This window comes from Fervidobacterium nodosum Rt17-B1, assembly GCF_000017545.1.
Taxonomy (GTDB): Bacteria; Thermotogota; Thermotogae; order Thermotogales; family Fervidobacteriaceae; genus Fervidobacterium; species Fervidobacterium nodosum.
The window spans coordinates 1,771,641-1,796,030 of sequence record NC_009718.1; the positions used below are offsets into that span (position 1 = coordinate 1,771,641).

Sequence of the window (24,390 nt, forward strand, 5' to 3'; positions counted from 1 at the left end):
GATGGATATAAATCAATATTACGGGGAGGAAGTATTATGAAGATTCAAGAAAGAAGTAGATTTCTTTTGATAATGGTAACATTATTTTTTTTGTTCATTAATGGCTCTGTCCTAAAAGCGGAAACTCTGAGATTGCAAAATAATTCGTTCAATAATTCGTTCTCTGATTATCAATTAAATTCACCTTGGCAAGGATTTATAGTGGTAGCAAAGTATGTGTATAAATTTTTTAATATCGTAGGTGTAGTAGAAACTGGAATCAAGACTGTCAGAGCAATTGGGCAAACTACAGAAGAAGCTATATGGAAGCTTTACAATGCAATTCAAGAGGAAGAGATGATGGAGTATAACAAAAAGGTTATTTCAAGTACATTGACTATAGAACAAATATATCCAATCTCTTACTTCACAATGAATAACTTTGAAAAAACCGAAAATGGAGAGTGAAATGAAACAGTCAAAGGATAGTTTTTTAAACCGATTTTTGAGCCATCGTGGTAGAATTTTTGAATATGTAATTTTCGTAACCTTATTTGTAATATTCTTTTCTTTAATAAACGGAGCACAAGAAAGCTTTGTCCCCACATATGGTGGGGTATTTTATATGTTTGTTATTGCATTTTTTGAAGAGCTTATATTCAGGAAATTTTTGTATGGTTTTTTAAGAAAAAGGAAAAATTCCATAATCGCCGCTATATTTTCGTCAGTTATCTTTTCAATTGCGCACACACAATATTATTCTTCACCTCTTTTGTTATTTAACATTTTCATTTTGGGGTTAAAGTATTGTGTAATATTTGACTATACGAATTCCGTTCTTTTTACTTCCTTAATGCACTTTTTGGAAAATGTATTTAGGCAAAAAATTCCAAAACAATTTTTCCCTATTATATCAGTTTCCTATTCAGATTCTGCAGTTATATCTTTTGTTTCGTTCTTTTTAGTTTTGTACTTTTATTATAAGAAAAATTCAACTTTACCTATTCAAAAAGAAGAAAGAAAAAAGCTCAATTTTATGGATTTTTTGCAATGGTGTTATCTTCAATCTCAGCATTTTCTCATTATTTTGTCAATTCCGTTTTTGTACGGGTATGATTTAAAAAAAGAAGAGATATTTATTGATCCTAAGTATAACAATATTCAAACGTACGTGAGCGTTCTTTTTGTTTTAACATCAGTATCGATCTTTATTTTCTACTTCTCTGAAAAATTCAAAAATTTCTTTTCGGTGTTTATGGCATACACTTACACAACATTTTGGTACATATTTTTAAACCTCTTTCTGAATGTAAAAGAAGGAAAAAACATTATAAACTTTTCTATTTTATACATATTTCTTTATGTTCACCTAAGAAAACAAAAGATTATACATAAGCTTGAATACATTCTTATTCCAAGCCTAAGCACTGTATTAATAGTAATCGAAATTGTTTTGAAAATGAAACTTAGTGTAATACTTCTATCAGTAGCAATTTTAGTAGCAATTCTCGTACGTGAAAACGGTTTGTTGTATAATTTTTTAGCTTTTACAATTTCATCACTTATTTCAAGGTTCAGTGGGGATGAATTTCAAATTTTTTACGCTTACTTTTGGGTAATTTATTCTTCAATACTGGTTTTTATTTTTTCATTGAAGTATTTAAAACTTGCATCAAATTCTTCAAAAGTTACTGTCTCCCAGGATGCCTGCTAATTAACTGGTGGTGGTGAAGACATATTTACCAGTTAATTTATTGAAAAGATGATACAAACTCCCCACTTTTCTGAATACCTCCTCAAGTAATACCACAGGATATTCGTATACATGTCCTGATACCATTATTTTGCTTTCTGTAAATTTTTCATATGGCGTCATCCCTTTCATCCCTTTTCCGTTGCTTGGTCTGGCTTTGTTCCACGTGTCTTGCCATCTTTGTGCCTTGTCTAAAAATTCAACCTTATTCTTGCATCTTTCAGCATGGTTCATCAAAAAGTATTCATCATCCGCTCTATGGCTGTTCTCTATTACTCCCATCAAGTGTTTTGCTCTCGGTGGTATTGGACTTAACTGTAAATCTAACTTTTCAAATATCTCGTTCCATTCGTTCAATTTCCTTTCGCTTCCTGCGCAAAACTCCATTCCGTTATCCATCCGTATTTTCATTCTCCATCTTACATTGTGCACTCTTAACCATAACGCTACTATCGAAATGAACATAAATCCAAACGTTGAATTTAATTCATATGAGTATGCTGTAAATCTTGTCCTGGTTGCTACGTCTATCATATTCCATTCGTATCTTGGCAATCTGTAATTTTTCATGTGCTGATATACTTCTTTGGGTAAGCTTTCTTTGTCTAATGGGAGTTTTTCGGTCTTCTTGACTTATCTTCCAAACAATCGTATACAGCTCTTCTTACTGTTGCTCTTGCAATACCTAATATCTTTGCTGTCTTTGATACATTCTGGTTGTTAGCTTCAAAAACTTTACGAACAACTTCTCTTGCTTTTTGAGGGGACAGTTTTCTTAGTTCATGATATGATTATTCATAGGCTGACCTCCCATCCTGGAAGGAATTTGGTAATACGATAAAAGGGGATGTTACATGTTTTAATTATATCAAACAGGATGGAGGCAGCCTCTATTCTTTTTAGAGTTCCATTTATGTTATTTTGTTTTTCTATCTGGTAAGTATGTCCATACCCATTCGTGGATGAAAAGCGCTATGCACTTGAACTGATAGGAAAGAAATATTCAAATAACTTAGAGAAAATAAAAGGTGAAATCGCAGATTCAATACAGAGAGTGAGCATTATAAAAATAGAAATCGAACACATATCTGGTAAATCAAGAAAAAGATAGTTATATCGCAAAATGCGATATCGCATTTTGCGATATTTTTTTCATTTGTCAGAAATTTCCATCCTGGGTGTCTATATATATGAAAAGGAAAAAATCCCAAGGATGGGGGTGCTTGGCATGATGAAAACTAACGAAGGTGGAAATACATACGAATTCTCTCTCAATCACCATCTTGAGTTCTTCTCTAAAGCTGGAAGCCTCTTTGAAGGCAGATACTCATTTTACGGACAAGAAGAATCCGCACTTTCTCTTTTCCAGAAGATGTGGGCAATCGATAGAATTGAAGATAGAGCACTTGCCATGAAACTACTCTTCTGGCTTAGAGACTGCCGTGGTGGGGCGGGTAATCGCAGTGGCTTTAGAAAATGTGCCAGATGGCTTGCCAAAAACGACTCAAAATGGCTTGAAGTAAACATGCATTTAATCCCAGAATACGGTCGTTGGGACGACCTTAAGATACTCTTTGGTACACCACTTGAAGACCAAGCAGCTAAACTTTGGGCTGAAGCCATAACTGAAAAAAACGTACTTGCAGCTAAATGGGCGAAAAGAGAATACAAACCCGTTCAACGTGCTCTTGGTCTAAACGAAGCAGGCTTAAGAAAATTACTTGCTAACATTAGAAAACAACACATAGTTGAGCACAAAATGTGCCAAGACATGTGGAAAGAAATCGAATACGAAAAGGTACCTTCAGTTGCAATGGCAAGATACACACGTGCCTTCTTAAGGCATGATAAAGAAGGCTTTGAAACATACAAATCCAAACTTTCTAACGGAGAAGCTAAGATAAATACACAAGCACTCTATCCACACGACTGTGTAAGAACAGTCTTCTTTGGCGATAAAGAATTAGCAGACCTTCAATTTGAAAATTTACCAAACTTCATGCCGGAAAATTACAAAGTCATAGTAATCTCCGACACCTCGGGAAGCATGTCAGTTCCTGTTAGTGGTTCAATACAGGCAGTCGATATTTCCATAGGACTTGCTCTGTATTGCTCTGCAAAAATCCCACAAGATAACCCATTCCACAAGAAATTCATAGCTTTCGAATCAGAAAGTGAGTTTAAGAACTGGAACGGTATGAAATTCAGCGAAGCGGTTACGAACAGAGAAATTTTCGATGGTGCTTGTGGTGCCACGAGGATAGATAAAGCATTGAAATTGATCCTTGATACGGCAAGATTTTACAACCTAAGACAAGAACAACTACCAGACGTCTTACTCATCGTCTCAGATATGCAATTCCACATGGGTGTGGAAGGGGAAGGAACAGAAGTTGAAAAAGTCTTAAAACAATTCCAAGAAAATGGATACATACCACCGAAAATCGTTTACTGGAACACAGCAGGATACGCAGGAAGCCCTGCAACGGTCAACACACCAAATACGGTTCTAATCTCAGGTTTCAGCCCATCAGTACTAAAATACGTCTTTGCATCGGATTTCTCACCAATGAGCGTGCTCTACGCTACAGTTGAAAAATACAAAGTTAACATACCAAACTAACCATCCACTCTCTAAAAAAGCTACTTTCTAACACAATTAGAAAGTAGCTTTCTTACGCCCAAAGATAACCTCTACAATCACGTCAATTATCAACTTTCCCACCATAACAAATGTCCTGTTTAATTTGGGAAATTCCATCCTGAAATTCAAAGCAAGGAGGTGTATTATTTTGGACAGACCAATAGAGATCTACGTTGATGGTGCGTTTAAAGGAGGACTGATCGCATACGGATATGTAATTCACAACAGCGATTGCTCAAAAGCTATCGACGTACAAGTTAAAAGACCAACTACGCACTTTCAAAACGTAGAAGCCGAAATCACAGCTGTACTTGAAGCACTTAGACACATTTACAGAAACTACTGGACTACAAATACCGGAAAAATAATACTATACTACGACCTCAACCTGATAAAGGACATTATATACAACAGAAAACTGCAGCTTAAAAACCCATATTATGAAAACTACGCCACGGAATTTAGAACACTTGAAGAACACCTTAAGTGCGAAGTGATCTTTAAGAAAGTAACAAACAACCCAATACACAATTATATTGACGAAGAAATTAGGAAAAAACTAAACTCCTCACTCAAAAACAAACTACAATCACTATGACTCCAACTCTGAAAATAATCAAAAAAGGAGGTAGAAAATATGTTTGGTTTCATTCCTTTAACAGAACCTGAAGTAAAAGAAATGCTTGAGATTATGACCCAAAACGACGCATCACACAAAAAATTCATGTTCACTCTAATTAACAACAACGACATTATCGCATTTGGCTTATCAATTCTAATCTCGTTTGTTATCGATCCAGTAATAATAGCTACTATTTACGGTGGTAGCATACTCAAATTTCTTTTAGCAACGTACTTTTCCTACATGATAGCTAATTACATCATTAACGGTGGTATATATTACACATATATAGCAATAAAATTTGCAAGTACGAGAAAACTAAAATTGAAAGTAACCCTAAACAGCATACTGAACTCCGCGTTTCACGTTGGTCTTTTAACAATAGCTTTATTTCTCTTCGTATTTGTATTACGCATCAACACATTACAATTTGCGGCAGTTGTAAACGACAAATACAACGTACCATTTGAAGATTTCAAAGCTATATTTAAACATGTACCATTCGTAGTTCTGCACTTTGCGTTCTTATTTGGAATATAGAAAAGAAAGGAGGAAGAACATGGAAAGAATGGAAAGAATACTGTTTGGTAAATTCATAGGTGACGTAGGCATGATGACAATACTTGTCAAAGCTGAAGAATTAGACAATCTACCAAACTGGATTTGGATAGATTGCGAAGAAGACTCTCAGAAACCAGACTACGTTTTATTTGAAATCTTAGACTCAGTCCCCGAAGTTGGTGAAATAGATGGAAACATATACTACATTTACGGTGAATTCAACGAAGAAAAGTACCAACATGCTGAACCGATTACTACTTTCCAAGATTACAGTATAGACTTAGACTTTTTTCAAACAATACAAGACGAATGCGAGTGGGAAATTGTACATTATTTAGATTACTAAATTAAGAGCGCTATCGCTTCTGAAATTGAACCTCCACACAAACCCACACTATTACCCCCACACCCCGAATAAATAATGTCCCAACTAATTTGGAACCCCCTAACAAATTACACTTTCACTACTCTCACTACATACTAAAATACTAAACTTTGGGTACAGGATCAAACCGGTACCCATGCTTTTTCAAATTAATGTCCATCTTAATTTGGAAAACAAAAATAACCTAAAAATTGGAGGTGTAAAGTATGAACGGAGTAATAAGAGTCTATACTGACGGCTCTTACAAGAACGGCATGATCTCCTACGGATTCATGCTTTACGGCTTTGGTTTTGACGGAACAATAAAAGTTTCAACGTCAAGACCTGGTACTACACTTCAAAACGTTGAAGCTGAACTCAAAGCCGTCCTTGAAGCACTCAAATACCTTAAAAGAAATTACGGTGAACTAAACAACTACACCATCATACTCTGTTATGACCTTGAACTAATTAAAAGCATACTTACCAACCCAAGAGCACAAGCAAGAAACGGATACTTACGAAACTACGTTGAACAATTCAGAATACTCCAACAATCCTTAGGTTGCAAGATACTCTTTGAAAAAGTAAAAGGACACTACCACGAAATACACAACAGACTCGATAGAGCTGTAAGAAGAAAACTAAACGAAGTACTTGCGTCAGCTTAGTAAATTACTCTCCCTTCCCCCGACGCAAGTCGGGGTTTTTCTAACAACCTAACAAGAAGGTGGAAAAAATGACAATATATGTCTTAGAACAAGGAACAGTACTCGCTAAAAAAGATGGCAGAATGATTATAACCAAAGCCAAACAAGTATTAGACGAAATACCACTCAAAAAAATAGAAAGAATCAACCTACTTGGAAACATCACGCTAACATCTCAAATGATTAACTACTGCCTCGATAACAAAATCGAAGTAATCTTCATGACACAACACGGAAGATACAGGGGAAAACTCTATACAGACGAATACAGAAACGTACTCCTAAGACTTAAACAATACGAAAGAGCAACCGACAAACAGTTCCAACTCGAAATATCCAAATCGATAGTCCAAGGCAAACTACAAAACTACTACAACTTCCTAACCCAGAAAAGCAAAAACCTCCCAAAAGGATTATTAAGTGAAGAAAGAGCTGGAATAAGAACAGTAATAGAAAAAGTCAACAAAGCGAAAACAGTCGATGAAGTCAGAGGTTATGAAGGAATAGGCTCAAAAATATACTTCTCTGGTTTCAAAAAATGCATACGAACAGAAGAACTCACATTCAATGGAAGAACAGCACATCCGCCGAAAGATGAAATAAACGCAATGCTTTCACTTGGATATTACTTTCTGTATGTAGAAATGTTATTAGCAATAAATGCAGTTGGACTTGATCCATACTTTGGGAATCTACACACAATAGATGTTTCAAAACAATCACTATTATTTGACTTAGTTGAAGAATTCAGATGTGTGATAATCGACAACTTTGTTTTGAACCTAATCAACCTAAAAACAATAAAAAAGGAAGACTTTGAAAAACGTGAAAACGATATCTACTACTTCACAAAAGACGGTATGAAAAAATACATAACTGAATACGAACAAATGATGAAACAAAAACTCAAATACCACTTAGATTCAGAAGAAAATTACATACGTACAATATTCGAAAAACAAGCACGACATTATGCAAGAGTCGTATTAGGCGACGAAGAAAAATACCAGCCATACTACTTAGAAAAAATTTAATGTCATATATAACTTGGGAACAACCTCAAAAAAGATTTCCGGTAATAAGTCAAGAGGAGAAAAAATAGAAAAATAAAAAACCTAGTCAACACTTTGACTTTCAATAACTTAATATTTCACTTTCATTCTTCACATACTTGATTTCGTTCTTTTTACCTATTTCATCGGTACATACGGTACGTTGTTCTTTAGTAAATAATACACTAAATTTACTAATTTCCTTGCAGTTAATATTAGCGCTCTCATGTGTTTGTGTGTTGTTGCTTCTGCGTACTTTTTGCGATAATATTCTTTGTATACAGGATCGTATGTCTTTACTCCGTTCGCTGCCATTACTAGGTATGTTCTTAGATACTTGTTCCCTTTTTTCGTTAGTTGGTTGTTTTCTGATTTGTAATTTCCACTTTGATTGATTGTCCATACAAGCCCTGCGTATGATGCTAACGCTGAGGCTTTTTCGAAACGATTGATGTCTCCTATTTCGGCTATAATTCCAGCTGCAGTTATTTCTCCTATCCCTTTGACTGTTGTTAGTGTGTTCGAAATTACTTTAAGTAATTTACTTATTTCTTTCTTTACTAGTTCGATTTGTTTTTCATAGTGCTGTATCAAATCGATAGTGGAAACAATAGATATTCTCAGAGTGTTTGAAGGATTAACAGACAACCTCAAGGCATCTTTAGCAAGAGTTTGGAGTTTTTCTGCTAAGACTTGTGAAGAGACATTGTGTCTGGAAATTTTCGCAATATATTCAAATAACTCTTCAATTGGCATGTTTGCGATTTCTTCGATTGTATAATCTTTAAGCAGGCATTCGAAAGTCTTATTTAGTTTAAAGTCAAGTTTAGGGAAATAAAGAGAAACATACGAATAGAGCCTAAGTTTCAATCGAGCGATATCTTCGTTGAACTTTAAATAAAGTCTGGTGAGATTACGAAGCTCAGAGATGATATATGAGTTATTGACAAAAGGGACTAAAGACTCAGGAAATTTAGAAGCGATAGAGAAAATAAGTTCAGCATCGATTTTGTCAGTTTTAGGACGATTGAGAATTTTGCGATAGAGCTTAATGTTATCAGTTTTAACCCAAAAGACAGGTACGTTGTTTTGAAAGAAGAAGTTAGCGACATTAAAAGAAAAAACACCAGTTGATTCAAGGACAAGAGAAAAATCGGAAGAAGAAGCAAAAGCTTTGTTAAAAAGTTCAACAATACCTTGAGGAGAGTTCTCAACAGTCCCACTACCGATGAAATCAGAAAAGAAAGAAAGATAGTTCTTTGAGACATCAATAGCTAAAATAGCCAAAGGAATCACCTCCGGATTGAGTACAGCCTTACAACCTCGCGGTACATAAGAAAACGAGGCAAAACATTTTCCGGCAAGTAAAAAGCTGTACTCTAGTTAGGCAATCTTATTTAAGAGAACAAAGTCTCAAGGAGGGGCAACCTGAAACTATTTTACCAGAGGTGTTAAAAAATATGCATTCAATTTTCAAAGACCAATTTTAATTTTTACCGAACTTATTATACGAGCATTCCTGTAAGGAAAAATAGATTTTGAAAAAAGTATCGCCTCCTGATAATATATAATTACCCCATCACACTAAAATCAGGAGGCGATACCATGGAACAAAAGTATGTTAATCCAAAAGTTTCAAGAATTTCTCAAGACACTCTAATTGTCGGTATTGATGTTGCTAAAAGAAATCATTGGGTTAGGATGACTGATTATCGTGGAATTGATTTGATTAGCCCTTTCAAGATTAATAATACCATAGATGGTATTAAAATGTTAGAGGAAAAAATAAGAATTATTAAGCAAAAGGAAGGGTTAAACAACGTAATCTTAGGCATGGAACCATCAGGGCATTATTGGAAGGTTTTAGCTTGGCAAATGAAATCTAACGAGCAAGTAAATTATCTTGTTGGAGTAAATCCATATCATGTGAAGAAAAGCAAAGAATTTGATGATAACTCACCTAGTAAAAATGACAAGAAAGATGCAGGATTAATAGCCAAATTAATCAAAGATGGAAGATATTTCGATATGCATTTATCAAATGATGTGTATAGTGAGTTAAAAGTATTAACCACGACAAGGGAACAATTAGTAAGTAAGAGAAAAAATTCAAAAAATATTGTAATAGCTATAATAGACGAATACTTTCCTGAGTATAAGAAGATATACAAAAACATATTTTCGGAAGGTTCGATGAAATTATTAAAGACCTATCCATTTCCAGAAGAGATATTAAGAGTTGGAGTAGAAGAAATAGAAAGTGTATTGAAAGAATCGACAAAGGGGAAAGACTGGAAAAGTAGGGCGCGGAAGATATACGAAGCAGCGAGAGAATCGGTAGGAGTAAGAGCAGGGCAAAAAAGTGCGAAAATGAAATTAAGGATGCTATTGGAAGAAATAGAGCTATTAACAAGACAAATTCAAGAGCTAGAAGAAGAGATGAAAAAAATGATAGAAGAAACAGAAGAAGGGGAATATATAGAAAGTGTGCCAGGGATAGGAACGGTAATGACAGCCACGATATTAGGAGAGACAGGAGGGTTAAGCAGGTTTAAAAGCTGGAAACAAATAAGGAAATTAGCTGGATTGAACCTGTACGAAGAAAGTTCTGGAGAACACAAAGGAAAAACGCGGATAACAAAAAGAGGGCGGCCGTTACTGAGGAAAATAATATACTTGATGGCAAAAACGGTGATAAGACATAACCGTGAAATAATGGAAAAATATTTAAAACTGAGGAAAAGAGAAAAAAATCCATTAAAAGAGACACAAGCATTGATAGCAATAGGATTGAAAATGATAAGGATAATATTCAAGTTAGTGAAAAGCAAGACAAGATATGAACCGGAGAGAGTATATGTATAGGTGAGAAAGCCGGTCACCTCCATTAGGAAAGTAACCAGGATACGAGAATAAGCAAACTCACCATACCTCAAATAGGACGAAGGAATGTGAGAGTGTGGAACAAACCAGGTGGGCATAAGAGGGTTAGTTTGAGGGAAAATGGTGGGGAAGTAGTTAAAAAAAATAATCTAAGAAGGAATAAAGCGACATAAAAATAATGAATTAATTCATTAAAGATAAAAAATTAAAATTATTAAGATTTTAGATAAACTCTTTTGGAAAAGAAAGGGAAGTAAGAATTTTTTGAAAAAATAAGAAAAAACGTATTTCAGGAGGCTAATCAAAAATATTTCTTTGAAGAGGAGAAATGACTGGCAATGTTGCCATAGTTGATATAAATTTTTTGCCTTTGATGCTAGTCCTTGTAACTAAGAACGCGAACAAAAATCCAATGATTGTTGAAACTGTTGCAGTCAATGTACCAAGCAATATACTATTGAAAAATGCTTTTAAGTAGTTTTTTTCAGTCAAAATGGTCTTCCATACATTAAATGTAAATGTTCCGGTCCGTGTGAATGTCAGTTTAACAGCTTCGTAAAGTGGGTAGACGATGAATACTAATACAACGACGAACGTAATAATAATTGCGTAAGTTGTCACAGGATTTGTCGAGAATATCCCTATAGCAAATCCGATAACAAATATTGTAAGTGCTATTAAAAACATTATATCTATTGTGTTAAGCAATTTGATAGTATCTTCTGCGTTGTGAAGTTGCACCATTATTGCAACTACTTCATAGTCTTTTACAATGGGTGAAAAGACAACGAAATACTTTTTATTATTAATCGTTATTATTTTTGGAGAAATGTAAATTTCTTCATACAATGCGTGTTCTTCGCCATAAGAAAAATCTGGTAGATTTTTTATAGTATTATTTAAACCCTCCAAGCTTTCCTCATAATTACCTTCAAAGTCATAAACATAATATTCCAAGCCCTGATAATTCTCTTTAATTTTTTCTGAGTCGGTCATAGAGATTGAATTAGCAAGTTTAAGTAAATTCTCCCGCTCCATGCGGGAGAATTCGTTCTTTATGGTTGTTCTAATCCAGAAAAGAATTATAAATACTATGGTTATAACAGCTAAAAATTTTATTATTTTCCAATTTCTTTGTTCCATTTTTCTACTAACCTCTCTCTATTTTGAGCTTCCCAGAGTAAATCTTGTTGAATTAGGTTTATATCTTCAAGTTTGTAAACTAATTTATTTTTTGGAGCTTTTGGTGAAAGTGGTATAACATACCAACTTGCGATAATTGCTTGTGCCTTATCCCCAAGTATCCAGTTGTACAATTTTTTAGCTTCAAGAGGTTCTTTTCCACCTTTTATAAGTGACATAGCTGCTATTTCGTAGCCGGTTCCTTCTCTTGGTAGTGTTATAACAATCGGTGCACCTTCTTTTTGTAGTTTTACTAAGTCATGTAAATAACCAATAGCTATAGTTGTTTCACCAATTGCACAATCTTTTCCTGGTGCTGAACCTGATTTTGTGTACATGTTGACGTTTGCATCAAGCTTTTTCAAATAATCAAAAACTTTAGCTTCATCTCTTTTGTAGATGTTTACAAGTGTTGTAATAACGTTGTAAGCTGTACCAGATGTGTTTGGGTTAGCCATTCTAATTAATCCTTTGTACTCAGGTTTGAGTAAATCTGCCCAACTTATTGGAGGATTAATTCCGAGCTCTTTTGCTTTGTTCTTGTTTGTTGCAAAAGCTAATGGCCCCACGTAAAGTCCTATCCAGTAACCATCTGGATCTTTAAATTTTTCATCAATGAATTGACTGTAGGGAGCTCTGTATGGCGTGGTTAAACCTTTTAATTTTGCTTCAACGTGAAAGACACCAACTCCACCAACCCATATCGAAGCTTGTGGGTTTTGTTTTTCCGCTTCCAATCTCGCTATGACTTCACCAGTTGAGAGCCTTACTCAGTTGACTTTTATTCCTGTTTCTTTCTCAAACTCTGCAAATAAAACTTTTGCTAATGGTTCTTCAAGAGTTGTGTAAGCATTTACATAATTTGCTGCAAAAACAAAAAATGTGGTCAAAATCACAACAAGCAAAGCCAAGACTTTCCTCATAGTTGCTATGATGAAAAAGCGCGAGAAATTCAACATCGATCATACATTTTCGTCTTCTACTCAAAATTTAATTTTACATAGTTGACTCCTGTTTTTTGGATTGAGAATATTATACACTATAAAATGGTAAACTTATTTTATACTTTCCTCTGAAATTTGGTTCTTTAAGCATCAAAGAACTATCAAGGTCATGGAAATCAAAAGCTCCTGTGCCGAGTGCGAAGTGTACGCTTTGATTTACTCCAAGGCTCGACTCAGCCATGCAACCTAGCATCAATCTTATATTGGCGGCTTTTGCAATTTCGACGATTGCAAGCGCATCGCTTATGCCAGATTTCATTAGTTTGATATTTATATAATCAACCGCTTCTTCTTTGATAAGTCTTAAGACGTCATATTTCGTTCTTGCACTTTCATCTGCTGCAACTGGGAATGGGGAGTTCCATCTAACGTATTTTAAACCATCGATATCGGTTATCGCGACTGGTTGTTCAAATACCGATATATCCACCCCTGCGCGGTACACTTCCGTTACAAATCTTACAGCTTGTTTTGGAGTGTAACCTGTGTTTGCATCAACTATGTATTTGCAACCTTTACTTACTTCATGTATCGCTAATATAGCTTGTATATCTTCCTCTAAGTTTTCGCCAACTTTTATTTTTATAACTCTGTGCCCTTGCGAAATTATCTTTTTTACATCTTCTAACCTTTCTTCGATTGTACCTATACTCACAGTGTAATCTGTTTCTATTTCTCTTTTTGCCCCGCCTAATATTTGATAAACCGGAACGCCTATTTCTTCACTAAACGCATCGAGTACGGCGTATTGTACAGCAGCTTTTATGCTTGGAACGCCTTTTAGTGAGTCGGTAATATCGAAAATTTTCCTGTACTCTCTTACATCCATTCCAACAATCATTTCTTGAACAGCGTTTTCAAATCCCATCAAAGCTGAGATTTTCTCACCGTTAACTCTAAAAGATGGTGATGCTTCACCGTAACCTACAACTCCATTCTCAAGTTCTAAAATCACTTCGATATTTTGTGTCTCATATGAAATGTTGTTTGTAATGTGAAATGGTTTAACGTATTCAAATCGATTGAGCTTAAATTTTACGGATTTAATCTTTGCCAATTCGCATTCCCCCTTTTGTTTATTTATTTTTTACAAGGCTGAAATTTAAGTACTTCTATTTTACTTTCGAGGTCAATAACGTATCCATCTTCTTCTTTTGTAATGATTTCCATTTCACCTGTTTGATTATCGTAAGGGTCAAGTCTCCAAGAGATCTTTCGTGGTTCAAAATCACCTTGGAACTCTGTATTCGCAAACATTCTGAAACCATCAAGGTTTGTGAAATAAAATAATCTAAGGTCCTCGTTATCCTTTCTTCCTCCACCGAACGATAAATCAACCGGTACCCAACCATAATCTTCCAAATAAATTATTGCCCAATCATGCGATGAAGCGCCAATTGACGTAATACTCCATCCAGATTGCCATTTTGCTGGAACTCCAACCATTCGGCACAAAGTTATAAATAGCAAAGCTTGAAAACCACAATCACCTTTGAAAACAGTTGCAACATACTCTGGTATATTATCATAGATAGCATACGGTAGCACATATGAATAATTAACATTTAGCGTTACAAAATCGTATATCCTTCTTGCCTTTGCTATATCACTGACATTTTCTATGTTTTCATCGTGAAAAATCAAATCGATGAGGTTCCAAAGGTATGGAGTGAATCTTATATGTGGAAGTTTTTCCGAGAGGTCTTCGCTGGACGGTTTGTTTTTATATAGCCCATCGAAACCAATCCACTCGTGGATTTTATAAGAAAACTCAACGTAAAATTCTTCGTTATCTTTTCCTTCCATGTAAACTGTTCTTTGTCCAACTGAGTTTGGGGCTATTTTTACATCGTGACTTGCGGATATCAATTTTACATCAGATTGCTGAAATTCTTCTTTTGGAAACGGTAACCAAACTCTGACTTTTGTATCGGAGGGATGCTCTCTTTTTAGAGTTATCTTAGCTTGGATTTCGTATGTTTTAGGTTTTCCACCATCTATTAACCTTGTAATTGCTTTGTTTATAATATTTCTTCTTTTTTGAGTTAACTTCGTATTTTTATCTATTTTTTGACGTTCCTTAAAATGTGGATAATTGAAGAATAAATTACTATCGAATCTTTTTTCAAAGTATGGGGTATCATTTACATACATCCAATCGAGAATACCGTTTTTCATCAATTGTTTGAATTCACCTTTAGTAAGATTTTTTACTTTCTTTTTTAAAATGTTATACGCCTCTTTTTCTGAGATGCTGTATGCTTTTTTTAATAAAACTATCCGGTAAAGTTCGAAGTGCAATTTTTTGTTTAAGCCTTTAGGAATCTTATGTTCGATTCTTTCTTTTATTTTATGTTCGGCACGTTTGAATTTTCCAGCTAAGATATCGAACTTTATATCCTCCGGTGTTGGAAAGATGAGAAATTCCAAAACAATCCCCCCAATCAATAGCATAATTTTACATATTACCATACTATAATTTTACTCTGTTTTTTTAAATTCTCAAAATTTATTTTCAAGTTCTTATGTTAATTTTTCAACAAAACAATATCGCAGCCCATTGCTACGAGCTGCGATATTGTTTTTTAGTTTTTTGGAAAATTATATCTTTTCGCTTATCGCTTTTGCTTGCAAGAACAAACCGAGGTAATCTCTTCCACCAGCCTTGCTGTCAGTACCAGACATGTTAAATCCACCAAATGGATGTACTCCAACAAGCGCTCCTGTAGACTTTCTGTTGAAGTAAAGGTTTCCAACGTGGAATTCCTCTTTTGCGCGTTCTATTCTGTTTCTATCTTTGCTGTAAAGCGAACCAGTTAGACCGTATTCTGTTGCATTTGCTATTCTTAGAGCGTCGTCAAAATCCTCTGCCTTTATAATAGCAAGAACAGGGCCGAATATTTCTTCCTGGGCAATCCTTGCGTCCCATGGAACATCTTTAAATATAGTTGGTTCAATGAAATAGCCACCAAGGTCTTCTCTACCGTTTCCACCGTATATGAGTTGCCCTTCCTTCTTCCCTATTTCTATATACGCAAGTATTTTTTCCATTGAGCTTTTATTTACAACTGGACCAAGCCAATTTTCTTTGTATCTAACATCTCCCATTTTTATCTTTGATATTCGTTCGATAACTTTTTCGATAACTTTATCGTATACTTCTTTTACTATAACTGCCCTGCTACCTGCGCTACATTTTTGACCTTGATAACCGAACGCGCTTACAACTATTCCTTCAGCAGCAGCATCTAAATCCGCTGTTTCATCAACAACTACGGCATCTTTTCCACCCATTTCAAGGACTGTACGTTTTATCCATATCTGACCAGGTTGAGGTTTAGCCGCAAGTTCGTGTATTCTTAGTCCAACATCTTTTGAACCCGTAAAACTTATAAACCTTGTTTTTGGATGTTTAACGAGAAATTCACCGGCGAGTGCACCACTTCCTGGTAAGAAGTTAACAACGCCATCTGGTAAACCAACTTCTTGGAGCACTTCAAAGAACTTAGCCGCAATTACAGGACTATCGCTTGCAGGTTTTAAAACGACAGTATTTCCAGTAACAACCGCTGCACTTGTCATTCCTACCAAAATGGCAAGTGGGAAGTTCCAAGGTGGTATAACTATACCTACACCTAAAGGTATATATCTAAGTTCGTTGTATTCACCAGTTATTCTTACCAATGGTTGTTCTGAAGCGTACCTTACCATTTCTCTCGCGTAAAATTCTAAGAAATCGATTGCTTCAGAAACATCTGCATCGGCTTCTACCCAATTCTTTCCAACTTCGTACACAAGCCAAGCATCGAATTCAAATTTCCTTTCTCTTATTTTTTTGGCAGCTTTTAACAAATACTCTGCACGAACATGGGCAGGAGTTCTGCTCCACGTTTTAAACGCTTCCCATGCATTTTCCAAAGCTTTTTCTGCAAGTTCCTCGTTTGCGCTGTTCACATAACCAACGATTTCATCAAATTTACTAGGATTTATCGATTTAATCTTTTTCTCTGTTTTGTAAGGTTTTCCCCCTATAAAAATATCGTACTCTTTTCCAAATTCTTTGTAGACTTTTTCAAGAGCTTCTTTCATCTTTGTTTCATTTTCTGGTTTGGAAAAATCTGTTACTGGCTCATTTTTAAATGGTGGAATAATTGTCCAATCTGTTACTTCGTACCCCACAACGCTCCCCCCTTTTTTTGAATTTGAGTTTTATTATTTTTGAGATTCTCTTTCTTTTAGTTTTTTGACAATAAACGATGCTACATGGATACCTTTCGTCCCTCTGCCAAAACCTGCGTCTACTCCATTTTCTATTGCCATGTCGTTATTTATCTGTGTTCCTCCGACTATGATGAGTACTTTATCCCTTATTCCTTTTTCTATCGCCAGTTCGTTTAATCTTCTCATATTTTTGATGTGCACATCGTTATGTGTAATTATCATCGATGCCAAAATAGCGTCTGCTCCGGTTTCTATGGCAGCATCAATTAATTTTTCTGGTGGCACGCTTGTACCGAGGTAAACATATTTTATACCATACTTTTCTATACCACCGTGTTTTATGTCAAGTACTTCCCTTAAGCCAACTGAATGCTCGTCTTCACCAACAGTGGCAGCTACAACTTTAATTGGGCGTTTTTCGACGAAGCTGAAAAGTTCTTCTTCAGGTAAAGTTTCTGGTTTCTTAGGAAGTTCAAGTTCATCGATTTTAATTTCAAATGGCACTTTTGCTTTTACTTCAACGTATGTACCTTCAGATGGGTGAAGTACTGTCTTAGCTATAATTGTTGGTTCCTCAAGACCAAGTTTTTCACATACGGCAAGTGCCGCGGCTTCTGCGTATTCTTCGGGCAATGAGAAAGTCATATCTAGCTGTATCCAACCATCGGCAAACCATTCAACTTCAGGTTTTATCACGTTTCGTTTTTTCATATCTTTAATTTTTTCAAGTCTTAAATTAACGTTATCTGTTTCATCAAGCTCATCAATGAACTGTATTTTATCAGGATTATGGAACGTACATCCGTTAATTAAGTCGCATGGTTTTTCCAACCCTTCAGGTAAGTTATTGTAACCAAAGTGTTCACAAACTGGTGCCATGTAATCGTGGTCTCTTGGTACAACCGTACCGGCGGCTAATTCTCCATCTTTTTTTCTCGCTATTCCATCGCCGAATCTTTCTGGATAATATCCATTGTCAACGAACATTCCAGCTTCAAGAGCTTCGAAATAGCCTCCCATTTCGATTATCTCTTCGAGCATTAGTATAGCTCGCATTTTTAGTTCTCTAACTTTTTCCCTTATCGCTTCTTGGTCTATCTTTACGTATTTTTTAATTCCGTCCATTGCAAGCAATGTATGCTTTGCAGTTTCCACACCACGTATGGAATTTATATGCCATGGAACGTTTCTTCCTTCGTCTGGTGTAATTGTTGATTGTAAATCCGCGCTTGTTAGTCTTGAAAGTACTGCGTTGAGAACATGCGCTCTTGTTGCGTCGAATAAGTCAGATTCAATGTATCGTGTATTCATCTGCGCTCTAAATCTGTAGCCTTGGAAAAGTTCTCTAAGTGCGACAGCGTATGGTAAATCGATACGCATTTCTGGAAGTGGAGCAATTACTGGTGGGACTGTTGAAAGTGCGATGTTTTCTTTTGGCATACCAACTTTGACAGAATACATACAATTGATACCATGCTGGACCAGTAATTCTGGCATAACGGTCCATGCCAATTTTGCTGATGCATTGGCGTTATGTGCACCATCTATTTGGAGCATATTTGCCCATGCCATTATCTTTTTTGCAACTGCAGCATCTACAAATGACCTGACTGGATTGACACCCCTGTATAAGACATTGTACTGTGGGTCTTGGTGTGCGCCGTTAACTCCTTCTTCAGCGAATAAAACTGCAATTTCTGGACCTGCGACGCCCGAAACGTAGCTGTGGAAATTTATCGGTCTTCCAACTTCTTCTTCGATTAAATCAAGGGCTTTTCTTGTTGCTCTAACTTGTTTTCTTGTTATAGGGATTCCACCTACACCTTCTGGTGTCCCTTCTATAAGACCATCGAAGTGTGATTGACCAAGTGTGCGGATAACCATAATATGGTCAGCACCATGCCATGCCGCCATTCTCATACGCCTAATATCGTCTTCAAACCTTCCTGAAGCGATTTCGGAAGTTATAACAACATCTGGTTGAGGATCTATGTTGTTGAAATAGTGAGCAGCAGGTAGTGGTATACTGTTTTTCAAAAGCTCACTTATTTGGTGATAATCGTATCTGTCTATTTTTGTCCCTTCTGGCAATTTCTTTCTCCAAGTCCAACCTCTTCTCTTAGGTCTATATTTATCTAAGTCTTTTAATATTTCTTCAACGTCGATTTGTTTTCTTGGGTCGAGTTTGTCCATTATTTACTCACCGCCCCTTTATTAATACCTTTGAATATTCTATCCACATCATCCCAGTATTGACCGTTAATCATTCTTCTACCTGCTTCTATATAATCGATGTTATGCTCCTTTGCAATTCGCCAAACAATATGGCCAGCACCTTTGCCAAGAAGTCCTTTTTCGAAAATCATATCAACTAGTTTCTTAGCTTCGATACTGTTAAATCCCATTCTCAAAAGTACTGACCTTTCAATCGATGGTGAAGTATGTGTTCTAGCGAGTTCAACTAATGGATCGACAATTTTTTCAACAAGACTCCAAAAATATGCGTTTAATTCTTCGTCTGTCATGTTTTGCAAGTGTTTTGACCTTTCTACAAAATCGTCCGGCCTTGGTTTCATCATAACACCTCCGAAATTTCTGAAATCCATTTTTTAATTTCTTCTTCAGTGGCTCTCAAATCTTCTTTGAGAAATTCCAATTCTTTTTCTGTAAATTGGTTCCTTCCTTCACGTTTTATAAGTTCTTTCAAGTAACTTTTTTTCATTTCTTCAACAGGATATTCTATGTATCCTATCTGAGATGGGTGCTCAGGTATTGCGATTACTTTACCTGGTTTATCCTCCTTTATTGGATCTCCTCTTTTTACTACCATTCCCATCTTTTTGGCAAAAGTTAATTGAGCAGATGGTAATTTTCCAGCGCCTGTGTATTCTGTTTCGTTAACAACAATTGTTTGGTCTTCGTCCATTTCTAAAGCAAGAGCTATTGCCGCAGTTAAAGATGTGTTACCCGCAGGCCCTCTTTGTAGGCCTTCCAAGTTTGCAAGCATTTCTGTAACGTAAAATACTTCGCCTTGGGTAACTAAAACATATCTATCCATGTATCTGAGAGGTCTTGCGGCATTTTTTGGGACATCCGATCTGTCTGGGAATACGGCAAATGGTATGCCAAAACCAGTATGGCCAGTTGTGAAGTACTTTTTATTAAAATCGTTGTCACTTGCCATATGCAGTCCTCTCAAATCAACGCTTGCGCCAATTATCTTTGTTTCTGTTGCTCCAGCTTTTTTCAATCCTCTTGCAGTTCCAGTAATTAGCCCACCACCTGCGTGTGTAACTACAACTGCATCTGGGAATTTTCCTGTGAGTTCTTTCATCTGTTCCGCAATTTCGTATCCTAACGTCTCTATCCCGGCTATTGCGTACGGAGAATAAAGTGACGCGTTAAAATAACCTGTTTCTTCCAAAAGTCTTAGTGTGTAGTAAAAAAGTTCTGGACCGACGGTAAGTTGAACAACTTCAGCACCATAAGCTTCACACGCTCTACCTTTCTCCAAAATTTCCGGTTGGCCTCTCCAGTGGCTGTCGTAACATTCTTGGACGATAATGCATTTCAAACCTCTTTTAGCTGCTTGAGACGCGACCGCTGCACCATAATTTCCACTTGTTGCTGCAATAACTCCTTTGTAACCTAACTTTTGCGCGTGATAAACACTAACGGCTGCTCGCCTATCTTTGAAACTTCCCGAAGGATTTGTTGCTTCATCTTTCAAGAATATTCTTGCTCCTTTGCCCTTAGGTGCTAATTTTTTGATGAGTCTGTTTATATTCTTGAGTTCGACAAGAGGTGTGTTTCCAACGCATGTTTCGGCTTGTATCTTTCTAACTTCTTCTATTGTGTACCCTACTTCTTGCATCATGCGTTCGTAATCGAATGCAAAATTTTGAATTATGAACTTTTCGTAATCTATGCCAACAGCTTTTTTCATTATTTCGGCTCGACGGGCCATAACCGCGTTGTATGAATAATCTCTTGTTGGTGTCATTTTTGATCACCGCCATTTTGCTTACTATTTCCTTCAGGGGATTCTAAAATCTCTCTCAATTCTTTTCCAATGGTTATTAATTCTGGAATTGGCTCTCCAAAATCATGTTCGTATTTTGGATTAATTGCAACCAATCTCCCCGTGACTATTCGCCCAGTCATTGTTTGAATGCTTACGGTTGCGTCAAGTGAAGCTATTTCATTTATAAGGAAACCTTTTACGCGCATTTGAAGAGGAACTTTTTTTGTATCTTCAGGTACTTGTGGAGCTCTTTCTTCCGGCGATAAGATGGTCACTTCTATTTGGACCCAATCGCCTTTACGTGCAAGCATTTTAAAATACCACCTTTCATCTTTGATTTTAGTTAATCATCATTCCATTTGAGAAAGGATTGACCTTGGAACTGGCAAATCTGCCATACATTTAAGTCCGGGTTGCGCACCAATTACTATAGGTATCATGTTGGTTGCTATAGCTATAGTTGCCTTCCCACCAGGGATTTCGGGTTTTATCGAAAGGTTGATGTTTATATCTCCGTAAATCTCTATGTAATCACCTGTTTCGACACCTTCCAATTGTGGATGAATTTGTTGTGGGTGGTAAAGTTCTATAACACATTTATCGCCAACATATGCTTTTGCTGAGTGATTACATCCAGCAACCATACCAGGTTGCACCTTCACGACAGGTGTTTCTCTGTATACATTCGAAATTATTGGTTTTCTTTCTTCTTCGATTTTTGTTATGCTCCAGCCTAACGCTCTTGAAATCATAGCTATGCTTTGTGGAAAACCGATGTGTCCAACTATATTTCCTTTCTTTAAGCCTTCTTCAAATTGTTCAGGTGTTGTACCAACGCCCTGTGTTTCCATAACTGTTTTTCCAAATGGTGAAAGGTCATTTATTCTCTTTGCTATAATTTTATTAACTTTTGTGCATACACCAGTGAGAGATATGATAAGCGTATCAAGAACGAAGCCTGGATTGACACCTGTCCCAAGTATGGTGACTCCGTACCTTCTTGCGAGACTGTCCATGTAAAGTGATTCTTCAGGGTGTGAATCAAAAGGAAATGCCATTTCTTCCGCTATAGTAATTACGTTTGCGTGATTCTTAACAGCATACTCGATTTGTGGAAGGACATCTCTAACGAAAGAGCTAGTTGCTATAACAACTAAATCAGGATTTGTTTCTTCTATAACATCTATGGAATCTCTCACTCTTACGCCATATTTACCTAAACCGAGGAGTTCTCCAACATCTTTTCCTATGAACTCTGGATTTTTATCGATGACACCAACCAATTTCATAAACTTGCTTTCAATAACATTCTTTGCGATACCTCTACCCATCGCACCAAATCCCCAAGTAACTATACGCATTCTAAAACCTCCTTTTTTTTTTTACAATAATGCCTTCCCTATATAAATTTTAACTTTTATACATGTCTATTTCCAAATTTCCACCTTACAAGCAATTACAATATAATACGAATAGAGAGCATGTATCACTTTTATACTCTTTTTCCCACTTTTTTGCTTAAGTATACTCTCTTTAGTTAATTTTTTCTTTGCTCCTTTACCAGAAATAATGATTTTGATACAGTCTAAAAAAATATTTTTTGAAAAGAGGTGATTATCGATAACCATTTAAAATAGATGATAAACATAATAATTAATTTTAATGTAACAAACAATTTTCACTAATAGACCATTGAAAGTAACACAGCAAATGATATAATAAAGGCGAAAGAAGTTAAAAAATAAAATCGTGCAACTCAATTACACTTACAGGGAGGTTGGAGCTATGGCATCCAAAAAAGGTTTGACAGTAACACTTATAGTTATCGCTATTATCGTTGTAGCTATCATTTGGGCAGTAGCAGCAAACAAGAGTAAAGCAGCTGCAACAACAGAAGAAGCAACAACAACAGAAGAAGTAACAACAGAAGAAACAACAACAGAAGAAATGCCAGCTGAAGAAGTAACAACAGAAGAAACAACAACAGAAGAAATGCCAACAGAAGAAACAACAACAGAAGAAGCAACAGAAGCAACATACTAATTTTTATTTGTTCATAACGGAAAAAATATGCGGGCGTTCAGCCCGCATTTTTTATTCTTGTCTTCCGAATCGTTTATAAATTTCTTCAATATTTCTTAAATAGTAATCTGGTTTGAATATTTCATCAATTTTGTCTGCTAACAATTTAGAAATGTTCTCATCTTTTTTCAACATTTCCTTGAAACTTTTACCTGTTTCCCAACATTCTAATGCATATTTTTGAACTATTGTATAGGCTTCTTCTCTACTCATTCCAACATCTACAAGCGCGAGCATTACTCTTTGTGAGTAAACTAAACCGTTGGTTATATCTATGTTTTTTACGATATTCTTGTCGAAAATTTTTATGTTTTCAATTATGTGTCTTGTTTTTTCTATCATATAATATATTGTCATAGTTGAATCTGGAAGTATGTATCTCTCAGCTGATGAATGAGAAATATCTCTTTCATGCCAAAGAGCCATATTTTCGAAACCAACCTGCGCATAACTTCTTATTAATCTTGCCATACCTGTTAGTCTTTCGCACAGAATTGGGTTTTTTTTATGTGGCATCGCCGATGATCCTCTTTGTCCTTCTTTGAATGGTTCCATTGCCTCAAGTACTTCAGTTTTCTGTAGATGCCTTATTTCTATCGCTATTCTCTCAATCAAACCTGCTAATACAGCAAATACAGAGAGCATGTGTGCTATATAATCTCTGGATATAACTTGTGTGGCTACTGGCGTAGGTTTTAAGCCAAGTTTTTGGAGTGCTATTTTTTCGATTTCAGGGTCTATATTCGCATAGTTTCCAACGGCACCGCTTAATTTTCCAACTGCTATTTCTTCTTTAACGTATTTTAGTCTTTCTATATTTCTTGTCAATTCAGCATACCAAGAAAGAAATTTTAAACCAAACGATGTCGGTTCTGCGTGTACTCCATGTGTTCTACCAATCGTTGGAAGTTTTTTGTACTCAATGGCCTTTTTATACAACGATTCGCCTAATTTTTCACAGGAATTTATAATTGTATCTAAACATCGAACTAACGCCAGTGAATTTGCTGTATCTACGATATCAGATGAAGTTAATCCATAGTGAAAATATCTTGCCTCATCACCCATATTTTTCGTAACAGACTTGATAAACGCTATAACATCATGGTCAACTATCTTTTCTGTTTCAAGAATATCGTCTACATCGATGGATGCACTTTCTCTTATCTTTTGAGCGGTACCTTTTGGAGCGATGTTTTTTTCTTCGTAAGCTTCCACAACAGCAAGCTCTACTTCTAACCATCTTTCGTACTGTGTCTTCAATGTCCATAAGCTTTTCAAAGGTTCAAGTGCGTATCTTTCTACCATT

At 35.9% G+C, this 24,390-nt stretch carries 24 protein-coding genes and 1 pseudogene; 11 read left to right on the forward strand and 14 right to left on the reverse strand.

Going from position 1 to position 24,390, the window contains the following annotated elements; genetic code table 11:
• The first annotated feature begins 36 nt into the window (after positions 1-36).
• Positions 37-447 (forward strand): hypothetical protein, encoded by a 411-nt coding sequence (locus FNOD_RS08455; protein ID WP_011994753.1) that lies wholly within the window; start codon positions 37-39, stop codon positions 445-447.
• 1 nt (position 448) lies between these two features.
• Complete coding sequence (locus tag FNOD_RS08460) at positions 449-1,693, forward strand: CPBP family intramembrane glutamic endopeptidase (RefSeq protein WP_011994754.1); 1,245 nt, start codon at positions 449-451, stop codon at positions 1,691-1,693.
• On the opposite strand, the pseudogene FNOD_RS08465 reads toward FNOD_RS08460, so the two are convergent.
• Positions 1,694-2,502, reverse strand: a pseudogene (locus FNOD_RS08465) (transposase family protein).
• Between the two features lie 188 nt (positions 2,503-2,690).
• Here FNOD_RS08465 and FNOD_RS09520 point away from each other — a divergent pair.
• The 7 genes from FNOD_RS09520 to cas1 all read left to right on the forward strand — a co-directional run bounded on the left by FNOD_RS09520 (position 2,691) and on the right by cas1 (position 7,667).
• On the forward strand, positions 2,691-2,843 hold the full coding sequence (locus FNOD_RS09520; RefSeq protein ID WP_238374586.1) for a hypothetical protein: 153 nt from the start codon (positions 2,691-2,693) through the stop codon (positions 2,841-2,843).
• Between the two features lie 117 nt (positions 2,844-2,960).
• Complete coding sequence (locus FNOD_RS08470; protein ID WP_041256981.1) at positions 2,961-4,355, forward strand: DUF2828 family protein; 1,395 nt, start codon at positions 2,961-2,963, stop codon at positions 4,353-4,355.
• A gap of 169 nt (positions 4,356-4,524) precedes the next feature.
• The gene (locus FNOD_RS08475) at positions 4,525-4,974 is read left to right on the forward strand and encodes a hypothetical protein (RefSeq protein ID WP_011994757.1); all 450 of its coding nucleotides are present in this window, start codon (positions 4,525-4,527) and stop codon (positions 4,972-4,974) included.
• 39 nt (positions 4,975-5,013) lie between these two features.
• Positions 5,014-5,538: a hypothetical protein gene (locus FNOD_RS08480; protein ID WP_011994758.1), complete on the forward strand. Its 525-nt coding sequence runs from the start codon at positions 5,014-5,016 to the stop codon at positions 5,536-5,538.
• 19 nt (positions 5,539-5,557) lie between these two features.
• Complete coding sequence (locus FNOD_RS08485; protein WP_011994759.1) at positions 5,558-5,905, forward strand: hypothetical protein; 348 nt, start codon at positions 5,558-5,560, stop codon at positions 5,903-5,905.
• A gap of 245 nt (positions 5,906-6,150) precedes the next feature.
• The gene (locus FNOD_RS08490) at positions 6,151-6,594 is read left to right on the forward strand and encodes a ribonuclease HI (RefSeq protein ID WP_011994760.1); all 444 of its coding nucleotides are present in this window, start codon (positions 6,151-6,153) and stop codon (positions 6,592-6,594) included.
• Between the two features lie 68 nt (positions 6,595-6,662).
• Positions 6,663-7,667 (forward strand): CRISPR-associated endonuclease Cas1, encoded by a 1,005-nt coding sequence (gene cas1, locus FNOD_RS08495; RefSeq protein ID WP_011994761.1) that lies wholly within the window; start codon positions 6,663-6,665, stop codon positions 7,665-7,667.
• Positions 7,668-7,823: 156 nt separating this feature from the next.
• On the opposite strand, the gene FNOD_RS08500 is transcribed toward cas1, so the two are convergent.
• Entirely contained in the window at positions 7,824-8,972 is a 1,149-nt protein-coding gene (locus FNOD_RS08500) for an IS110 family RNA-guided transposase (protein ID WP_011994508.1), read from the reverse strand.
• A 318-nt stretch (positions 8,973-9,290) separates the two neighbouring features.
• Here FNOD_RS08500 and FNOD_RS08505 point away from each other — a divergent pair, with 318 nt between their 5' ends.
• Positions 9,291-10,550 (forward strand): IS110 family RNA-guided transposase, encoded by a 1,260-nt coding sequence (locus FNOD_RS08505; protein WP_011994762.1) that lies wholly within the window; start codon positions 9,291-9,293, stop codon positions 10,548-10,550.
• Between the two features lie 315 nt (positions 10,551-10,865).
• On the opposite strand, the gene FNOD_RS08510 is transcribed toward FNOD_RS08505, so the two are convergent.
• The 11 genes from FNOD_RS08510 to ord all read right to left on the reverse strand — a co-directional run bounded on the left by FNOD_RS08510 (position 10,866) and on the right by ord (position 22,360).
• On the reverse strand, positions 10,866-11,711 hold the full coding sequence (locus FNOD_RS08510; RefSeq protein WP_011994763.1) for a Fe3+ ABC transporter permease component-like protein: 846 nt from the start codon (positions 11,709-11,711) through the stop codon (positions 10,866-10,868).
• Positions 11,687-12,496, reverse strand: coding sequence for an ABC transporter substrate-binding protein (locus FNOD_RS08515; RefSeq protein ID WP_337998415.1), 810 nt, complete (start codon positions 12,494-12,496; stop codon positions 11,687-11,689). The genes FNOD_RS08510 and FNOD_RS08515 overlap by 25 nt, the downstream gene beginning before the upstream one ends.
• Positions 12,497-12,520: 24 nt before the next feature.
• Positions 12,521-12,709: a hypothetical protein gene (locus FNOD_RS09775; RefSeq protein WP_202965503.1), complete on the reverse strand. Its 189-nt coding sequence runs from the start codon at positions 12,707-12,709 to the stop codon at positions 12,521-12,523.
• A gap of 73 nt (positions 12,710-12,782) precedes the next feature.
• The gene (locus FNOD_RS08520) at positions 12,783-13,811 is read right to left on the reverse strand and encodes an L-Ala-D/L-Glu epimerase (RefSeq protein ID WP_011994765.1); all 1,029 of its coding nucleotides are present in this window, start codon (positions 13,809-13,811) and stop codon (positions 12,783-12,785) included.
• A 23-nt stretch (positions 13,812-13,834) separates the two neighbouring features.
• Positions 13,835-15,184: a transglutaminase-like domain-containing protein gene (locus FNOD_RS08525; protein WP_011994766.1), complete on the reverse strand. Its 1,350-nt coding sequence runs from the start codon at positions 15,182-15,184 to the stop codon at positions 13,835-13,837.
• A 171-nt stretch (positions 15,185-15,355) separates the two neighbouring features.
• Complete coding sequence (pruA, locus tag FNOD_RS08530) at positions 15,356-16,933, reverse strand: L-glutamate gamma-semialdehyde dehydrogenase (RefSeq protein ID WP_011994767.1); 1,578 nt, start codon at positions 16,931-16,933, stop codon at positions 15,356-15,358.
• A 33-nt stretch (positions 16,934-16,966) separates the two neighbouring features.
• Complete coding sequence (oraE, locus tag FNOD_RS08535) at positions 16,967-19,168, reverse strand: D-ornithine 4,5-aminomutase subunit OraE (RefSeq protein ID WP_011994768.1); 2,202 nt, start codon at positions 19,166-19,168, stop codon at positions 16,967-16,969.
• Complete coding sequence (locus FNOD_RS08540) at positions 19,168-19,551, reverse strand: ornithine aminomutase subunit alpha (RefSeq protein ID WP_011994769.1); 384 nt, start codon at positions 19,549-19,551, stop codon at positions 19,168-19,170. The genes oraE and FNOD_RS08540 overlap by 1 nt, the downstream gene beginning before the upstream one ends.
• Positions 19,551-20,978, reverse strand: a complete 1,428-nt coding sequence (gene ortB, locus FNOD_RS08545; protein ID WP_011994770.1) for a 2-amino-4-oxopentanoate thiolase subunit OrtB — start codon at positions 20,976-20,978, stop codon at positions 19,551-19,553. Before ortB ends, FNOD_RS08540 begins: the two co-directional genes overlap by 1 nt.
• Positions 20,975-21,310, reverse strand: coding sequence for a 2-amino-4-oxopentanoate thiolase subunit OrtA (gene ortA / locus FNOD_RS08550; protein ID WP_011994771.1), 336 nt, complete (start codon positions 21,308-21,310; stop codon positions 20,975-20,977). The genes ortB and ortA overlap by 4 nt, the downstream gene beginning before the upstream one ends.
• A gap of 39 nt (positions 21,311-21,349) precedes the next feature.
• Positions 21,350-22,360: a 2,4-diaminopentanoate dehydrogenase gene (gene ord / locus FNOD_RS08555; protein ID WP_011994772.1), complete on the reverse strand. Its 1,011-nt coding sequence runs from the start codon at positions 22,358-22,360 to the stop codon at positions 21,350-21,352.
• A gap of 424 nt (positions 22,361-22,784) precedes the next feature.
• Here ord and FNOD_RS09525 point away from each other — a divergent pair, with 424 nt between their 5' ends.
• On the forward strand, positions 22,785-23,042 hold the full coding sequence (locus FNOD_RS09525; RefSeq protein ID WP_011994773.1) for a hypothetical protein: 258 nt from the start codon (positions 22,785-22,787) through the stop codon (positions 23,040-23,042).
• A 51-nt stretch (positions 23,043-23,093) separates the two neighbouring features.
• Here FNOD_RS09525 and purB read toward each other — a convergent pair whose 3' ends face one another.
• Positions 23,094-24,389: an adenylosuccinate lyase gene (gene purB, locus FNOD_RS08565; RefSeq protein ID WP_011994774.1), complete on the reverse strand. Its 1,296-nt coding sequence runs from the start codon at positions 24,387-24,389 to the stop codon at positions 23,094-23,096.
• Position 24,390 lies beyond the last annotated feature (1 nt).